Here is a 17615-nt window from a genome sequence, read left to right on the forward strand (position 1 = left end):
CGATTTGATGGTGACCAGATTATTTGACTAGATGAGGTTTTCTGAGTACATCGACCGCATGCGTTTTTTATCGAGTTTACCGACGCTGGTTTTTGGCATGTCTGGCAAAAACCTCACTTCACTTGGCACACCGTATTTTGGCAGATGACCTCTCTCTACTGCTTGATGACCCAATGCCAAAATATCTTCCATTTTTGTGTCGACATGGTCTGGTTTTAGCACTATCAATGCCAAGGGGCGCTCGCCCCAACGCTCATCTGGTACACCAATCACCGCGATATCAGCGACGCTAGGATGAAAGGACAAAATGGTTTCGACCTCAAGCGAGGACACCCATTCGCCGCCAGATTTAATGACATCTTTGAGCCTGTCTGTGATGCTTAGCGTACCATCAGCGGTCATGCAGGCGATATCTTGAGTATGCATCCAGCCGCCTTTCCATAACTCATTACCTGCGTCAGGATTTTTAAAATAGCTTTGGGTCAGCCAAGGCGCGCGTATCACAAGCTCGCCTGTCGATTTGCCATCCATGGGTTGTGGTTTACCGTTCTCATCCCAAATTTCCATCGAAACTAACATAATTGGCGAGCCTGATAGACAGCGATAATTCAGATTATCCTCTAACGTCATCGACTCTGTTTTGTCATCGAATACTGCTCGAGACAGTACAGGGCAAGACTCTGACATACCAAAGCCTGACATAAACTCTATACCACATTCGATTGCTGCCTTTGCCAAGCCTTCGTTTAGCTTTGAGCCACCTAGTAACAGTTTAAGATCTTCGAATTTGCGGCCACGCTCTGCCATTTCTTTGAGAAGCATTTGCAATATCGCAGGGACACCATGTGACAGCGTGACCTTGTGCTCCTCAATCAAATCGACCAGTTTTGGTGCCAGATATCGTCCTGGATATACTTGCTTGAGCCCTATCATGGTTGCGCCATATGGCCAGCACCACGCATGTACATGAAACAAAGGCGTCATTGGCATATAGACATCGTTGTAGCGCGCGCCTTGACCTTCGGCATTGAGGGCTGACGCCAAGGTACTTGCCATCGTCTGTAGTACAATCTGTCGATGAGTGAAGAAAACCCCTTTTGGATCGCCTGTCGTACCACTGGTGTAAAACGTAGTAGCGATGGTATTTTCATCAAAATCTGGGAAGACAAACTCGTCACTAGCAGCTGCTAATAGCGCCTCATATTCGCCATCGACATAGTCTGGCAGCTCAGCTTTATCACTTTCTGCTTTATTGTCATCTTCATCATCAGCCCACATTACATGCTCGATAGAAGGCGCATCGTCACGATAATCTTTAATCATCGGCGCAAATTCAGCATTCAACAATAAGGCTTTTGGCGCAGCATGATTGACGGTATATAGCACTTTTTCTTCAGACAGGCGCACATTAACGGTTTGCAAAATCATGCCCGACATTGGTACTGCAAAGTAGGCCTCAAGGTAACGATGACTATCCCAGTCCATGACCGCGACCACATCACCTGCCTGCAAGCCCATATTTTTTAATACATTGGCCAAGCGATTGATACGTTTAAAAAACTCAGCATAGGTATAAGTGACTTTGTCGGCATAGCTAATGGTTTGGTTAGTGGAAGCAATCTTGGCGCGGTTTAGTAGCTGTTTGATAATTAACGGGAAACCATACGCGTCTTCGGCTTGATGGTAATTATCGTGTTCGTTGAGTATGGTTGTCATGGTATCTTCCTTGATAATAAATTGTCCTTGATATAGTCAATTCTCTATAAAAGAGTGACAGCGTTACCCTCACTTGAAGTATCACAGTTACATCTGCGATCGGTTGCCTTGTCTCTCTTCTAAACTGAATCAACTATAATCAATAATGGGGCGAGCATGCTTTTGAGTCTCAAACGCGTTCTATCACCATGGCAAGCCCTTGCCCAATACCAATACACAAGCTGACCACGGCATATTTGCCGCCCGTACGCTGTAGCTCTCGAGCAGTACTCAAGGCGATTCTGGCACCTGATGCGCCAAGCGGATGACCGACAGCGATGGCCCCACCATTGGGATTGACACGCTTATCATCAAAATCAATATCTAACCCTTTTAGACAACCCAGTACCTGTGAGGCAAAAGCTTCATTGATCTCAATGACAGACATGTCCTCAAGGGTCAGATCCGCACGCTTTAGTGCTAGCTTAATCGCTTCAACAGGACCCACGCCCATGATATTGGGTTCAACACCCATTGCACCTGATGATAAGATCTTGGCAATCGGTTTAAAGCCTAGCTTTTTCTCTGCTTGCTTTGAACCAATGATGAGCGCGGCAGCACCATCATTGATGCCAGACGCATTACCTGCGGTGACGACTCCATCTTGATTCAACGGTTTGAGTTTTTGTAGTGCTTCAATATTAGAGCTGGCACGCGGATGCTCATCATCTATGACTACTTTTGCAGGCAATTTCTTACCTTGGGATACAGTAATAGGTGTTATCTCATCGTCAAAAAACCCTGCTTGCTTGGCGGCTTGGTACTTGGCTTGCGATGCGGCTGCAAATTTATCGGCTTCCTCGCGCGTAATACCATACTTCTGCGCGACATTATCGCCCGTCTGCGGCATGGTATCACTGCCGAACTGCTCAATAATTTTTGGGTTGGGAAAACGGCTACCAATGGTGGTATCAAAAACTTTAAAGTCACGGCTAAAAGGCTGTTCTGTCTTGGCAAATACAAACGGCGCACGCGTCATCGACTCGACCCCACCTGCTAAAATAATATCCCCTTCATTGCACGTAATACTGCGAGCAGCATCGACAACAGTAGACAGACCTGATGCACATAGACGGTTTACTGTCTGACCTGGAGTTGTTACATCCAACCCTGCTAGCAGAGCAGCGTTACGCGCGATATTGCGAGAGTCCTCGCCTGCTTGGTTGGCACTACCTAGCAACACTTCATCAAAGATATCAGCAGATAGTTGGTGTTTTTCGACCAATGCTTTCATCACGGTAGCAACCAAATCATCAGCACGTACGGTTGCTAATGCGCCAACATAGCGACCAAATGGACTTCTTAATCCGTCATAAATATAAGCATCTAACATAACGTTTCCTTGTCGTATTTTTTAACTCTAAATAATGGTTTTATGGTTTAATAACCATATCTTGTCGTTCAAATTAGTAAGTGTTTTGCTGAGTAAACAATGACATGTCAAGCTTGGCACGGCGTTGCAGCCAAGAGCTTGGACGATAACGTGGGTCACCTGTCAGCCCGTAGATGCGCCCTAAAATAAGCAGCACACGCGAGGCCCCAAGATGGTCGCCCCAAGAGATAGGACCATATGGATAACCTAACCCAAGCTTGACAGCATTATCGATGTCCTCAGGTGAAGCAATCCCTTGCATAGCAATGTCACAACCAAGGTTAATCACCATAGCGACCACACGTTGTGCCACAAAGCCGATGCTTTCTGTAATTAGCGTGGCACCGACAGCGGATTGCGTGGTTGCTTCACTGTCATCCAAGCCCTTACTGAATAATGCATAAGCTTGTGCGATAAATGTTTCCTGCGTGACGAGACTTGGCATCAAAGTACGATGCTTTGCTAGTCCAGTGAGCATATCAATGGCAACGGCTTGCTTAGGATTAACTTGATAACGAATGGCAGCATTGGTCGTATCTTCGCCATAGGGTGCGAGCAGCACCAAACTATCAGGGTTTGGCTTGTCGTTGTCATCGATCGCGACACCCTGAGACTTTAGGTAATCGACCAGTTGAGTTTTGTCTTCTGCCAGATCAGCGCCAACCCAAACTGAGGTAATAACGGCATCAGATATGAGTGCTTCGGACGACCGATCTTGAGCAGTAGCTGCTGACAACTTCTGACCGTTTTCATAGTGATAGAACCCTGCACCAACCTTACGACCAAGCTTTTTACCTACTAGCATTTGACGGGTCAATGGATGCGGGCGATAACGCGCTTCGTGATAGAACTGGTTGTAAATCGACTCCATCACGGGGTGCGATACATCGATACCAGTGAGGTCTAATAGCTCAAACGGCCCCATGCGAAATCCTGCGCCTTCACGCAAAATTTGGTCAATATTCTCAAACGTGGTTACCCCTTCACCCAATATTTTTAACGCTTCTGTGCCGTACGCTCTACCGCCATGATTGACGATAAAACCCGGTGTGTCTTTTGCTACCACACCTAGATGACCCATACGTTTGGCCAAATCGGAGAGAACGTCAATCACTGATTGCTGAGTAGACAGACCTGGAATGACCTCTACAATTTTCATTAAGGGGACTGGATTAAAGAAGTGAAATCCTGCCACGCGCTCCGGATGATCACAGTCAGCAGCAATTGCGGTCACTGATAAGGATGAGGTATTGGTCGCCAAAATAGTATCGGCAGTGACCACACCTTCTAACTGGGCAAAAAGCTGTTTTTTGATGTCTAGATTTTCGATAATGGCTTCAACCACTATCTCAGCAGTCGCAATTTGGTTAAGCTCCTGTAGTACCGTCAAATTACTTAAAGTATCCTGTAACTGCGCATCGGTAAACTTACCTTTAGCAGTTAGTTTTTCTAGGGTACTTTGCAAGGATTGTCGTCCTTGTTCAGCAGCGCCTGACTTAGCGTCATACAAGAGTACTTGGATGCCAGCTTGAGCAGCAATTTGAGCAATACCCATGCCCATAATACCAGTGCCGATAATGGCAATTGTGTTCACAGTCATAATAACTCTCTACATAGTGTGCTATGAAATTTTGGTTCAAAGGTGATAACTTGCTTCAAAAGCAATCACAATGTGGCTCTGAATTCACGTGCCTATGAATTCACGTGCTTATGAATTAACGCGGCTAGGGATTAATGCCCTTTGTACTCCGCAGGACGCTTTTCTAAGAAGGCTTTAGCGCCTTCTTTTTGGTCGTGAGTATTGAACAAAATCTGGAAAGCCTTACGCTCTAAAGCCAACGCACCTTCTAAAGGCATATCAACACCCAAATTTGCCACTTCTTTGATTTGCGCTAAGGCAATGGGAGAGTACTGTGATAGCTGCTCAGCAATCTCAATGGCGCGTGTGATAGTAGCCTCATCTTCAACGACTTCAGATACCAGCCCCATTATGTCCGCCTCATCTGCACTGATCATATCGCCCGTTAGTACCATCTTCATGGCCTTATGTTTGCCAACCGCGCGAAACAAACGCTGCGTCCCGCCAGCACCTGGCATGAGTCCTATCTTGATTTCGGGTTGACCAAATTTGGCAGACTTGCCTGCGATGATGATGTCAGCATGCATGGCCAACTCACAGCCACCGCCCAGCGCATAACCATTGACGGCAGCAATAATGGGTTTTTGGCAGTTAGTAATGGCATCCCAATAGCGCTCACTATGACGCAGGTACATATCCGCTGTACTAGTAGTCAGGAAATCATTGATATCTGCACCAGCGGCAAACACCTTGTCACCACCAGTAAGGACGATCGCTTTGGTTTGTGGGTCATCATTTAGTTGAATGAACAAATCTGCCATTTGTTGACGTAGCTCGCTGTTTAGTGCATTGCGCACTTTGGGGCGATTAAGTCTAACGACACTCACGCCCTCTCCTTTTTTCTCACAAATAATGAGCGGCTCTTCCATGATCGACCCCTTAAACTTCATTCTTGCATAAAGTATAAACACCCTAACAAAGTATTTATTTTGAATATTAAATATCGCTATGCGGTATTTAATATCAATATATACTGTTTATTTTGGTTTGTGAAGCATAAAAATTTGATATATTAGAATAAATGTAAAGTAAAACGCTATATTCAATTATATAAATACCGCAATGCGGTTTTTTAAACCAAAACTATTGTAATTTAATAATTCATCGATTATGCTGTTTATCCAAGGACGTCAGATTATTTAGCACCGTCATAGAGCCGATATTGATATCAGGCATCAATCAAACAAGGAAGATTCATATGATTAGAGATAAAGAGACCCTCGACCACATCACTCAAACCATTCGTAACTTCGTTAACGATCAACTTATCCCTATGGAACATTGGGTTGCCGAAAATGACCGCCTTCCAGAAGAGATCATTGAGCAAATGCGAGAATTAGGGCTTTTTGGACTGACCATACCCGAAGAGTACGGCGGACTTGGTGTCACTATGGAAGAAGAAGTCACGCTGGCATTTGAGTTAGGACGCACCTCCCCTGCGTTTCGCTCATTAATAGGGACAAATAATGGTATTGGCTCATCTGGCCTAGTGATTGATGGCACTGAAGCGCAAAAGCAGAAGTATCTACCTCGGTTGGCCAGTGGTGAAATCATCGGTTCGTTCTGTTTGACCGAGCCGGAGTCGGGATCAGATGCCGCCTCATTGAAAACGACCGCTATTAAGGATGGTGATACTTATATCATCAATGGCACCAAACGTTATATCACCAATGCCCCGCAGGCTGGCGTATTCACTGTCATGGCACGTACTGACCCACAAAACAAACGCTCTGGCGGTATTTCAGCATTTATTGTGGAGAGTGACACACCAGGTATTACTTTGGGTAAAATTGACAAAAAAATGGGCCAAAAAGGCGCGCATACCTGTGATGTGATTTTTGATAATTGCGTCGTACCGGCGGATGCACTCATCGGCGGTGTTGAGGGTGTTGGCTTTAAAACGGCCATGAAAGTTCTTGATAAAGGGCGCTTACATATCGCAGCAGCCAGTACTGGAGCTGCTACTCGCATGCTGAATGATGCACTCAATTATGCTGTCGAGCGTAAGCAATTTGGTCAACCGATTGCTAGCTTTCAGCTTATTCAGGGCATGCTCGCTGATTCAAAAGCAGAAATCTATGCTGCCAAATCCATGGTGCTAGACGCTGCACGTCTGCGTGACGAAGGCAAAGACGTCGTTACTGAATCCTCATGCGCTAAAATGTTTGCCACTGAGATGTGTGGCCGTGTTGCTGATAGAGCGGTACAAATCCATGGCGGTGCCGGTTATATCGCAGACTACGGTATTGAGCGTTTTTATCGTGATGTACGTCTATATCGTTTGTATGAAGGTACCACACAAATTCAGCAAGTCATCATTGCCCGCAATATGATTAAAGAAGCCAGCGAGTAATCCCTACCACTTTTTTACCCACCAGAATGCACGGCGGTATTTGCTAGGATGCTGATACCGTTCCCCTCTATTTTTACCACTACGCATCAAATTAGTTTTTCATTCTCACAACGTTAAGGATATAAATTGTGAAAAGTGTCGCTATAACTGCAGATCCAAGTATGAGCTCCTCCCAAAAACAACCTTGGAAACTGGCCTTTGTTTTTTGTTTTTTAGTTTTACTATGTGATGGGGCTGATATCGGTATTCTTGCCTTTACCTTATCCAGCCTAAAACTAGAGTTTGCACTGACCAATGTACAGGCTGGCGCTCTAGGCAGTTGGTCGTTATTTGGGATGGCAATCGGTGGGTTTTTTGGTGGTTGGGCTTGCGATCGCTTTGGCCGAGTACGTGTCATCGTTCTTGCGACTGGCATGTTCTCTATATTGTCTGGTTTTAGTGGATTGGTGCAGAGCTATGAGCAGTTTGTCACGCTACGGGTTATTGCCTGCTTGGGGCTTGGTAGTCTTTATATCGCTACCAATACGCTTATGTCAGAGATGGTACCTACCAAGCATCGAACCACCGTCCTTGCTGCATTAATGACTGGATTTACTTTAGGCTCATTGGTTATCACCAGTGTATCCGCTTGGATCATCCCTAGCTATGGTTGGCGTACACTATATCTACTGACTTTTTTGCCGATACTTTTGGCAGTATCAATGTACTTTTTAGTCCCTGAACCCCAGTCTTGGAAAGACGCTCGAGCACTAAAACTGAGCGGCGCACTAGATACTCTCAAAAAAGCAGAGAACCCATACAAAGCGATAATGGAAAATCCGAAACACCGTATCATGTTTATCCTATGGTCAATGAGCTCAGGACTTTTGTTATTCGGCTATTTTGGTGTCAGCAACTGGCTACCTTCTTATCTAGAAACTGAATTGGGTATCAAGTTCAAAGAAATGGCACTGTATATGGCGGGAACGTACCTGACTATGATGTTTGCCAAAGTTGTGGCTGGATTTATGGCTGATAAAATCGGACGTAAGATAGTATTTGCCTTTGGTACGATGGGCACCGCATTGTTTATTCCTATTCTAGTGTATATGCATACTCCAGAAAATATCGGCTGGTTAATGATCACCTTTGGTTTCTTATATGGTATTCCTTATGCCATTAATGCCACCTATCTAACCGAAAGTTTCCCTACTGCTATCCGAGGTACTGCGATCGGTGGTGCATTTAATATTGGACGGCTTGGCTCTGTAATTGCTCCTGTTGCCATTGGTTATATGGCCATGCATAACTCTATCGGCGCAGGTTTATTACTTATGGCAGGTGCATATTTCTTATGTGGTCTTATCCCTACTTTGTTTATTAAAGAAAAGCAATATGATCCACAACAAGCCTAACCATACCTCTTATAACGACTATTGCTACCGTTCATACCGCATAGCGAAACAATAGTTTCTCGTTATGCTATGCTGAGAATGAGAATGTGAAAGTAAATTGATATAATATAATTAAAGAGACAGTGGGTAACTGTGAGCTGATATTAGCTCACAGAATGCTATGAATAATAAAGTTTTGTGATTTTATAACGCTTGTATGAATTTGATTGGGGATAATAGACGACATATGACTAATGATACCCTTACCGATGAAGACGCTAACAACGAGATGCATATTGAACTGTTAGAACCCATTGCAGAGATGAGAGATAAAAATGACCGACAATTTGTCACAGCGTTGGCTCGAGGGTTAGAGCTGCTGCGTTGTTTTACCCCGCAGCGACCTTATCTAGGCAACCAAGACCTAAGTCAACTGACAGGCCTTCCTAAAGGCACCATTACTCGTCTGACCTATACGTTGGTCAAATTGGGATATTTAAAACAATCGACCAATAGTAGTAAGTACCAGCTTTCGACAGGGGTACTAAGCTTTGGTTATACCATGATGACTAATATCTCTATCAATAACCTTGCGACTCCTTATATGGAAGAGCTGGCAGACTATGCCAATAGTGCCGTTGCCATGGCTACTCGTGATCGACTGATGATGGTGTATCTCAACGTTGTGCAAGGCCAAGGGACCACGACCATGCAACGCAATGTCGGCTCTTATTTGCCTATTCATTTAAGTTCGATGGGGAGAGCCTGTTTGGCGAGTATGCCACCTGCTGAGCAAGAGTTTATCCTTAATGCCATTCGTAGTAAGTATAAAGATGATTGGCTAAAGATTAGACGAGGATTAGATAAAGCCTTTCAAGACTATGAAGACTATGGTTATTGTTTTTCAATTAGTGAATGGCAAAAGGATGTCAACGCGGTAGCCATTGCGCTGATGCACCCAACGGAAGGCTTGCTCACTTTTAACTGCGGCGCACCAAGTTTTATCCTTAGTCGTACCAAACTAGAAGAAGACATTGCCCCTCGCCTGCTGCATATGAAAAACATGATCGAGAGTAATCTATATATTAGCTAGCATCGCTTAAATGTGCCCCATGAAAATAACGATTCATCTCCACCAACTATTCAAGCGATAGTCATATAAGTCACTCATATCGTTTTGACATTTTATGTTACGTGTCTTTTTATTTTCAGTGCCTTTAGACGTTTTTTGAGGATTCACCATGAGCCAGCTTTTTTCGCCTTTGAAACTTGGGCAACTCACATTAGATAACCGTATTATCATCGCACCCATGTGCCAATACTCTGCCAACGATGGAGCGGCAAGTGATTGGCATATGATCCATTTGGGCCAAATGAGTTTGAGCGGCGCAGGACTACTTATTTTAGAAGCAACAGCGGTCAATCCACAAGGACGTATCAGCTATGCTGATTTAGGTTTATGGGATGACAGGACTCAAGCTGCACTAGATAAAACGCTAACAGCAATCAGACAGTACAGTCCTATGCCAATAGGCCTACAACTGGCCCATGCTGGACGTAAAGCGTCAACCGAAAAGCCATGGGACGGCGGCGGTTCGATTGCCCCTGATGAGGTAAATGGGTGGCAAACGGTGGCACCATCAGCGCTTGCGTATGACGAAAACTCTACTGTACCCACAGCCATGGACCAAAAAAACATTGATTCGCTCATCAGCGATTTTGTCGATGCGGCAAGACGTGCCGATGCGCTGGGTCTTGACCTGATTGAGCTTCATGGTGCGCACGGCTATCTATTGCATCAGTTTTTATCGCCGCTTTCTAACAAGCGTGATGATCAATACGGCGGCAGTCTTGAAAACAGAATGCGCTTGTTACTTGACGTGTTTACAGCGGTTCGAGCTGAGTTTTCAAGTAAAAAGCCAGTGGGTGTGCGTGTGTCTGCAACCGATTGGGCCCAAGGCGGCTGGGACCTTGCCCAAACGATCGAGCTGGCTAAAGCATTAGAGGCATTAGGCTGTGATTATATCCATGTGAGTACCGCAGGACTTAGCCCAGACCAGCAAATTCCTGTGGAAGCGAACTTTCAAGTGCCTTTTGCAACCGCGATAAAAGAAGCCGTCAATATACCCGTCATCGCAGTGGGCTTAATCACCGAAGCCGAGCAAGCGCAAAGCATCATTGCTGAGCAGCAAGCGGATGCGGTTGCATTAGCACGCGGTATGCTTTATGACCCGCACTGGCCTTGGCATGCGGCGGCCGAGCTTGGCGCAACCGTCAAAGCGCCTAAACAATATCTGCGCTCAAGCCCACATGGCAAGCCGTCTCCGATAGAATAAGTGTAATCGAACTACGAACATAGACTGAAGACATTACTTGCTTCAGTCTATGCATTAACTCACTTTAATTCAAACTAAAGTAATTATGGCTTAAAAGTTAGATAGTCATCAGTGTATTCAACTTGACAAGTGGTAGTGATATCAACGCTGCCATAATTTACCGGCTGAAGTGTAGCGCAGGGAGGTCAATTTATGGTCTTGTTAGGCCTGCTAAATGTTCCATAAGCGGAATTACCTCATTGTAAATACCCCATTCTTAACACAACATCATCGTAGAATAATTAAGCCACCTGCCTGTACTCAGCAGGTGTCATTGTAGTGGCATAATGAAATAGGACAGTAGATAAGAGGTTATACTATCACCAAGACTGGAGAGAAGATATGACCACTACACACCGCACAAACAAAAGTATTAAGCTATTATTCTAGTAAGTAATGAAACAAAATTATATATGGTTTTCCGTTCACCCTGAGCCTGTTGAAGAGTAGGAAAACCGTTATGGTTCGACAAGCTCACCACGAACGGTTTTTTATAATTTAAATTTGTTCAGTTACTTAAATCAGAATAGTATGATGAAGAAAGCCTTTCCTAAATTAGATACGCATAATATTCTACTGCTTTTCACAATATCACCATCTACAGTTTAACCTATCAAACGCTGTGCTAAAAAATTCACCAACACGCCAATTTTTACCACATTACGGCTAGTGGGCGGATACACCAAATAAATCCCGTCATCTGTCGCCAAAGACGGGGTCACTTGCCAATCAGACAACACCTGTACCAACGCCCCAGACTGCAACGCTTTCTCAATCAGCCAATTAGGTAAATGGCTAATCCCTTGTCCATCAAGCGTGGCTTGTTTCAGCATTTCTATATTATTACCCATCAAATTCCCTGTCACCCGCAAACTTTGCGTTTTACCCGTTTGATGGAAATACCACTTTGACGCATAGCCTTGATACATAAACGGCAAACAATTATGCTCGGCTAATTGTGACGGTATTTGTGGTGTTCCATGCAATCGTAGATAATCGGGACTGGCACATAACAGCCGTTGCTGAGAGGCAATAAATTTTGCTACCAAGCGGTCATCCTCCACACGCCCTAACCGCACCCCTACATCATATTTCTCATTAAATAAATCTACAAATTCATCACTGGCAAATAGCTCCAATTCAATTTTTGGGTATAAATGGGCAAATTCGGCAAGCAATGGGGCGATTTTTTCAATCCCATAGGCACTGGGAAAAGTAAGGCACAATCGCCCTTGTGGCTCAATTTGCTCCTCTTTAATCGCTTCATTTACCTGTTGTAATTCAGCTAATATCGGCTCGGTCTGTTGTAAATAACGCATCCCTGCATGGGTCAAATCCAAATGTCTGGTTGAGCGATTCAATAGCTTAACTTGCAAGGATTGTTCTAAGTTATCAATTTGCCGAGTGACAGACGACACCGCCAGCCCAAGCTGACTTGCCGTGGCAGTAAAGCTATTAGTATTCGCCACATGGTGAAAAATAGTGAGGGCATAGAAGTAATTGATGGTCATGGGTTTGTTAGCAGTTAAGTGTATTTTTGAATAAACATATTTTTGCAAAAAAAGCAAAACTGTTTCTAATTTTACCCCAATTATCATTAAAAATAAAAGCATTATACTAGGGCTATATTTTTTAATGCTTAATTTAACGGAGTGACTCCCATGACCACAAGCTCACAAACTGCTGTACCAAACCTCTCTGTTCTTGGACAAGACAATAGCCAATTATTTCACACCGCTGAGACGAATGAAAATATAACCCCGCAACAAAAACAACTACCCCCTCATCTTGCCAATCACCCTGCATTTAGTGAGGTGTTTCAAGCGGATAAACTCACCTTGGGATTGATTGCCCCGTTTAAAGGCTATCCCAATAGTCCGATTCCGAGCTTAGAAGACTTTGGGGAAACCGCTGTCTTAGCAGAACAGCTTGGATTTTCTGCACTATGGTTGCGAGATGTGCCATTTTATGACCCAAGTTTTGGCGATGTTGGACAAGCATTTGACCCCATGGTTGCCATGGGCTATTTGACTGCGAAAACCCAACGAATTGCGATAGGTTCAGCAGGCATCGTTGCACCTTTGCGGAGTCCCATTCATATCGCCAAAGCCTCAGCAAGTACGGCAGTATTAAGCAATAATCGCTTTATTTTGGGGATGTCGAGTGGCGATAGACCTGTGGAATACCCTGTGTTTCAGCAAAACTTTGACAATCGTGCCGAGCGTTTTCGAGAAAGTTGGGACATGATTCGTGCCTTAACCACCCAAAAATTTCCGCAGTTTAAAGGGCAACATTATGGGGATTTAACAGGCAATATTGGCTTTATCCCTATCCTTGAACAACGCTTACCGATGGTTGCTATTGGTCGTGCCAGACAGGAACTAGATTGGCTTGCTAATACTGCCGATGCGTGGATTTGGCATGGGGTAAACCCAAAAGATACCAAAAATATCGTGCAAACTTTGGCGGATTTAAATCAAGATGACGCTTGGCATCCTTTTGGTTATGCCAATTTTGTCGAACTTAGTGAGAATCCGAATGAGCCTGCTCAATTATCTCGCAATATTTATCTACGAGGCGGGTCACATAGTTTGCTGGAATTTTGGCAAGAGCAGAAAGAACAAGGCTTATCTCATGTCACCATTAATTTAAAGCCTACCAAACGCCCTGTCAAAGAAACGTTGCAAGACTTAGCAGAAAATGTGTTAGCCAAATTAAACCAATAAAAATGGGGTATAAAACCATGAAAACGCTTGTCATTGATACCACAATCAATGCCCATACTGAGTCATTTTCGGCTCAGTTACTACAACAAATCAAACAGCAATTTGCTGAAAGCACAACCTATTTGCCATTAAATGACATGGATTTACCTACCTTGGATGAGGCAACCCTAACGGTCATTTATAAACAAAAAGCAGGGGAGGCTTTGAGTGTGGCGGAGCAAGCTATCGCCGACACTCGGCAATCGATGTTACAGCAGTTTAAAGCGCATCAAAAAATCGTTATTATCTATCCGATGTATAACTACAATATCCCTGCTCGACTCAAAGATTATATGGATATGGTGTTGGTGCCACGAGAGACTTTCCAGTACAGCGAGGCAGGTAAAATTGAACCCTTATTGACCGATAATAGAGCCGTGTTGTTTCTACAAATTAGTGGGTCGATGTTCTCATTGGATAAAGAATGCCAACAAATGGAATTTGCTTACCGTTATTTGGATATGATGTTTGCAAAAATGGGCTTTAAAAAACGCACCTTGATTCGAGCAGAAGGCACAGCCATTTGTGATAAAGAGGCAATTTTACAAGCCACGCTAGAAGATTTTAACCAATGGCAAGTTAATTAAATTTTAAGATAGCTGATACATAAGCTCAAGTTACCCAATATACTGTTAGGAGAATTTTCTTATGAAATCAAAATACCACCCTTTATTTCAACCTTTTACCCTTAATAATGGCATCGTCATCAAAAACCGTTTGGTAGTTGCTCCTATGACGCATTGGGGTTGTTAGAAGCAGCTATTACAACAGTACTAAATCTAGGTCTATAGACATTGAACTTATAAGGCTCAAAGCCTTAATCAGAGAAGTATTTGAGCAGTCAAATGGCTCGGCTGGTGCAAGGACGGTATCTGCTATCGTCACGCATCAACATGACATTAAACTCACACGCTACAGAGCAGTTAAACTGATGGCACAAATGGGGTTGATTAGTCGACAGATAAAATCACATAAGTACAGGCGTTGTGAAGAATTCCATAAAGCTTATGGAAACATACTAGACCGTCAGTTTGCGCCCACTGCACCAAACCAAGTGTGGACAGGTGATGTTACTTATATTCGTATCAAAGCCGGATGGTGTTATTTAGCCATCGTTATGGATTTATATGCTCGACGTATTGTTGGTTTTGCCTTGTCAGATAGCCCGAATACCCAGCTGACCACATCTGCACTAAAAATGGCATATCACATAAGACTTGAGCCTAAAGGCGTGCTGTTTCATTCAGATCAAGGCAGTCATTATACCAGTGAAGAGTATGCTAAATGCGTAGCCAAGTGCAATGGTATGTCGCATAGTATGAGCCGACGAGGCAACTGTTGGGACAATGCACCTACAGAGAGGTTCTTTAGAAGCTTTAAGACAGAGTGGATGCCAAAAAACGGCTATGACAATATTGATGAGGCTCGGCAGGCAGTAAATGATTATATTTGGGGCTATTATCAAAGTGTAAGACCACACAGCTTTAATGAGTATTTAACACCGAGCGAGAAAAAGAGACTTTATTTCAACAAAAACCTCTTAAGTACTGTCTAAAAATATTTGACCACTACAAGTATACAATGTGTATTCTCCTACGTTCTTTCAAATCTATACTTTACCTACCACTCACCACTCATGTGATCATATAAATAACTTCAAATACCAGATATTAACAAGGAAAAATCACCACCTCATCGCCTTCTTGCCATGGTTCAAACTTAGTCATAACTTGCAAAAATAACGGATGTTGCAACCAATGTTGTAGCCATAGCTGTAGCTTGGGATAAGGCAAACTATAAAAAATATCACGATCTACATGGGCAAACTGGCGAACAAACGGCATGATACCGATATCAGCAACCGTCACGTTATTACCTAGTAGATACGTATTCTTAGTCAATAACGCTTCTAAATCCTGCAGAAAAACTTCACCCTGCTGCCGATATTCTATTTGAGTCATCTCAGGGTGACGATCGGCATATTTGTAGCGATCGAGCCACTGCTTAAACTCATTGTCGTTTTGTGCTATCAGTGCATTAGCCTCAGATGAAACCTTTTCACCTAGCAGTCCTTGAGGATCGTTTTGCTCAAGCGCCCACATCATGATCTCCGCACTCTCTTCAATGACGGATCCATCTGAAAGCTGTAATACAGGAACCGTGCCTTTTGGACTAATCGCTAGCATCTGATCTGGCTTATTCTTTAACGTTATTTCTCGTAGCTCTAGTGGTAACTCGGCGAACATTAGACCGAGACGAGCGCGCATAGCATAAGGACAGCGACGAAAAGAGTACAAGCGAGGCAACGAGGTGTTCATAGATTCCTCCATAGTTGAATAGGAATTAAGCAATAGGTAAAAAGCAAACGAAGAAAAATTAGCAGACGCAAACCTACTGACATCGATAGTTATTAAGGCGCTGTTGAATAGGTGACAGACTTATAATTGGCCATAGTTTCTACCAACGACTGTGGCAAATAGGCATTTTTCAGGTGCGCGTGCGAATAATGCTGCTCAATCCACGATTGATAGTTATAGACAGTTAGCGTACCACAATATAATAAATATAAAACCTGTACACCGATGCTACGCGACAGCCCCATCACGCAATGAAAATTGATAAGTGTGATGAAGCTATCCTTTACCTGATTACCTTCTACCTGACTACCCTCTACCCAACTCTCATTATTAGCGGTTATCGCTTGTGTCTCTACCGATTGTATCAACGCTTCAATTTGTTGAAATAGATCAATATAGTCTTGGAGCAATACGTCATTTAATGGCTGCAAATCCAACAAAGGCAAATATAAGTAATGAACAGGCATCTTAGTGATATCGTTAGCAACTACTTCAAGATTGTGGGTGTGGCTAGATATCTCAGCAGCTAAATCAACAACAATAATTTGATAGCGAACTGCAGGCCGATTGCTTTCTAACGAACTTCGCAACTCTAATGAGCTGTAGCTAGATAACCAATACGTTATATGGCTACTTAGATCCGTCTGCATCAATCGAGGTGAAGCAACAACATTGACCTTGTCATTAATAGCATATGGCGTGAGTGAATACTTTTGACTTTTGGAGAAAATTTTGAAATACCACTGTCCAAACAACGACATGCCATTGTAAATAATAATGATTGGTGCAAACTTAATCCAAGTATGTAAGGTCAGTCGACCGCTACTGGATTTTTGAAACCAGCGTATATCTCGTATTGGCTTGACCTGTTGATAGACACCAGCCAACATCGTAAAGCTGATTAACCAATATGAAGCAATCATAATGGCTAAATCTTCTACAACTTCAGACGCTATCATACTCATATTAGCAAAGTAAAACCCTGCTATCGCTATCAATAAGAATCCTATTACTCCTAGTGTCAGATGCTTGATTACCAGTGCATTACGGATTCGATTTGAGAGTATCAGCACCAACACTGCCAATACTACCCCGCCGAACATATCTAGCAAATGATGTTGATACGTCAACACTGTCGACAGGGCAATCAATGTACATATGCCAGTCAGCAACAATCGATAAGCCGCTGAAATCCATCTCTTTTTAGACGCTACAACATCCCATAAGGATACGCCAAGCAACATGGCATAGCTGACATGCAATGATGGCAACTGATTGAATGGCTTGTCCACCAACTGCAAAAACTGATAACCAAACTGCGTCCAATCATCAGGTATCGATCGATTGAATGAGAAACGAGCGGGATAGAGATAGAAAATTAAACAGGCAAAGATGGTCGTCAGAATCAAGCGATAGCTCAATAAAGATAATTGTGTAGACGTCCGCACCAAAAAAAAGCTAACCACAAATAAAACCAACGACCAGCTATAAGGAATAATCATAGCGGGAATAAAAGGAACAAATTTATCAAACGGTGTGGCGAGATTATAAATTTGCGATGGGTAGCGTGTATATAAAGATACGCTATAAACAGTCGTCAAATTATAAAGCAAATAAAATATCGCT

The 17615-nt window shown here is 43.5% G+C and carries 14 protein-coding genes; 7 read left to right on the forward strand and 7 right to left on the reverse strand.

Annotated elements, in window-relative coordinates:
• Nucleotides 1–27: 27 nt before the first annotated feature.
• The 4 genes from QO187_RS03640 to QO187_RS03655 form a co-directional block, all read right to left on the reverse strand.
• Nucleotides 28–1716, reverse strand: coding sequence for a fatty acid--CoA ligase (locus QO187_RS03640; RefSeq protein WP_102092709.1), 1689 nt, complete (start codon nt 1714–1716; stop codon nt 28–30).
• Nucleotides 1717–1885: 169 nt separating this feature from the next.
• Nucleotides 1886–3088 (reverse strand): 3-oxoadipyl-CoA thiolase, encoded by a 1203-nt coding sequence (locus QO187_RS03645; protein ID WP_101204504.1) that lies wholly within the window; start codon nt 3086–3088, stop codon nt 1886–1888.
• A gap of 73 nt (nt 3089–3161) precedes the next feature.
• A complete protein-coding gene (locus tag QO187_RS03650) occupies nt 3162–4727 on the reverse strand; it encodes a 3-hydroxyacyl-CoA dehydrogenase (protein ID WP_101204503.1) in 1566 nt (521 codons plus the stop codon).
• A 131-nt stretch (nt 4728–4858) separates the two neighbouring features.
• On the reverse strand, nt 4859–5635 hold the full coding sequence (locus QO187_RS03655; RefSeq protein WP_102092711.1) for an enoyl-CoA hydratase: 777 nt from the start codon (nt 5633–5635) through the stop codon (nt 4859–4861).
• A gap of 329 nt (nt 5636–5964) precedes the next feature.
• Between QO187_RS03655 and QO187_RS03660 the strand changes: the two genes are divergently transcribed.
• From QO187_RS03660 to QO187_RS03675, 4 genes are all read left to right on the forward strand, one after another.
• Nucleotides 5965–7119: an acyl-CoA dehydrogenase family protein gene (locus QO187_RS03660; protein ID WP_101204502.1), complete on the forward strand. Its 1155-nt coding sequence runs from the start codon at nt 5965–5967 to the stop codon at nt 7117–7119.
• A gap of 161 nt (nt 7120–7280) precedes the next feature.
• Nucleotides 7281–8513: an MFS transporter gene (locus QO187_RS03665; RefSeq protein WP_228153135.1), complete on the forward strand. Its 1233-nt coding sequence runs from the start codon at nt 7281–7283 to the stop codon at nt 8511–8513.
• Nucleotides 8514–8739: 226 nt separating this feature from the next.
• The gene (locus QO187_RS03670; RefSeq protein ID WP_101204500.1) at nt 8740–9585 is read left to right on the forward strand and encodes an IclR family transcriptional regulator; all 846 of its coding nucleotides are present in this window, start codon (nt 8740–8742) and stop codon (nt 9583–9585) included.
• 148 nt (nt 9586–9733) lie between these two features.
• On the forward strand, nt 9734–10828 hold the full coding sequence (locus QO187_RS03675) for an NADH:flavin oxidoreductase/NADH oxidase (protein WP_101204499.1): 1095 nt from the start codon (nt 9734–9736) through the stop codon (nt 10826–10828).
• A 644-nt stretch (nt 10829–11472) separates the two neighbouring features.
• On the opposite strand, the gene QO187_RS03680 is transcribed toward QO187_RS03675, so the two are convergent.
• Nucleotides 11473–12378: a LysR family transcriptional regulator gene (locus QO187_RS03680; protein WP_197707684.1), complete on the reverse strand. Its 906-nt coding sequence runs from the start codon at nt 12376–12378 to the stop codon at nt 11473–11475.
• Between the two features lie 150 nt (nt 12379–12528).
• On the opposite strand from QO187_RS03680, the gene QO187_RS03685 reads away from it, so the two are divergent.
• The 3 genes from QO187_RS03685 (at nt 12529) to QO187_RS03695 (ending at nt 15187) form a co-directional block, all read left to right on the forward strand.
• Entirely contained in the window at nt 12529–13593 is a 1065-nt protein-coding gene (locus tag QO187_RS03685; protein ID WP_101204498.1) for a TIGR03571 family LLM class oxidoreductase, read from the forward strand.
• A 17-nt stretch (nt 13594–13610) separates the two neighbouring features.
• Nucleotides 13611–14219, forward strand: coding sequence for an FMN-dependent NADH-azoreductase (locus QO187_RS03690; protein WP_157822722.1), 609 nt, complete (start codon nt 13611–13613; stop codon nt 14217–14219).
• Between the two features lie 206 nt (nt 14220–14425).
• A complete protein-coding gene (locus QO187_RS03695; protein WP_322868749.1) occupies nt 14426–15187 on the forward strand; it encodes an IS3 family transposase in 762 nt (253 codons plus the stop codon).
• 115 nt (nt 15188–15302) lie between these two features.
• Here the strand turns inward: QO187_RS03695 and QO187_RS03700 are convergent, their stop codons facing one another.
• A complete protein-coding gene (locus QO187_RS03700) occupies nt 15303–15950 on the reverse strand; it encodes a glutathione S-transferase (RefSeq protein ID WP_102092713.1) in 648 nt (215 codons plus the stop codon).
• A gap of 92 nt (nt 15951–16042) precedes the next feature.
• Nucleotides 16043–17491: a phosphatase PAP2 family protein gene (locus tag QO187_RS03705; protein WP_228153136.1), complete on the reverse strand. Its 1449-nt coding sequence runs from the start codon at nt 17489–17491 to the stop codon at nt 16043–16045.
• Between the last annotated feature and the right edge of the window lie 124 nt (nt 17492–17615).

It is taken from the genome of Psychrobacter sp. Arc9, from assembly GCF_041431295.1.
Classification (GTDB): domain Bacteria; phylum Pseudomonadota; class Gammaproteobacteria; order Pseudomonadales; family Moraxellaceae; genus Psychrobacter.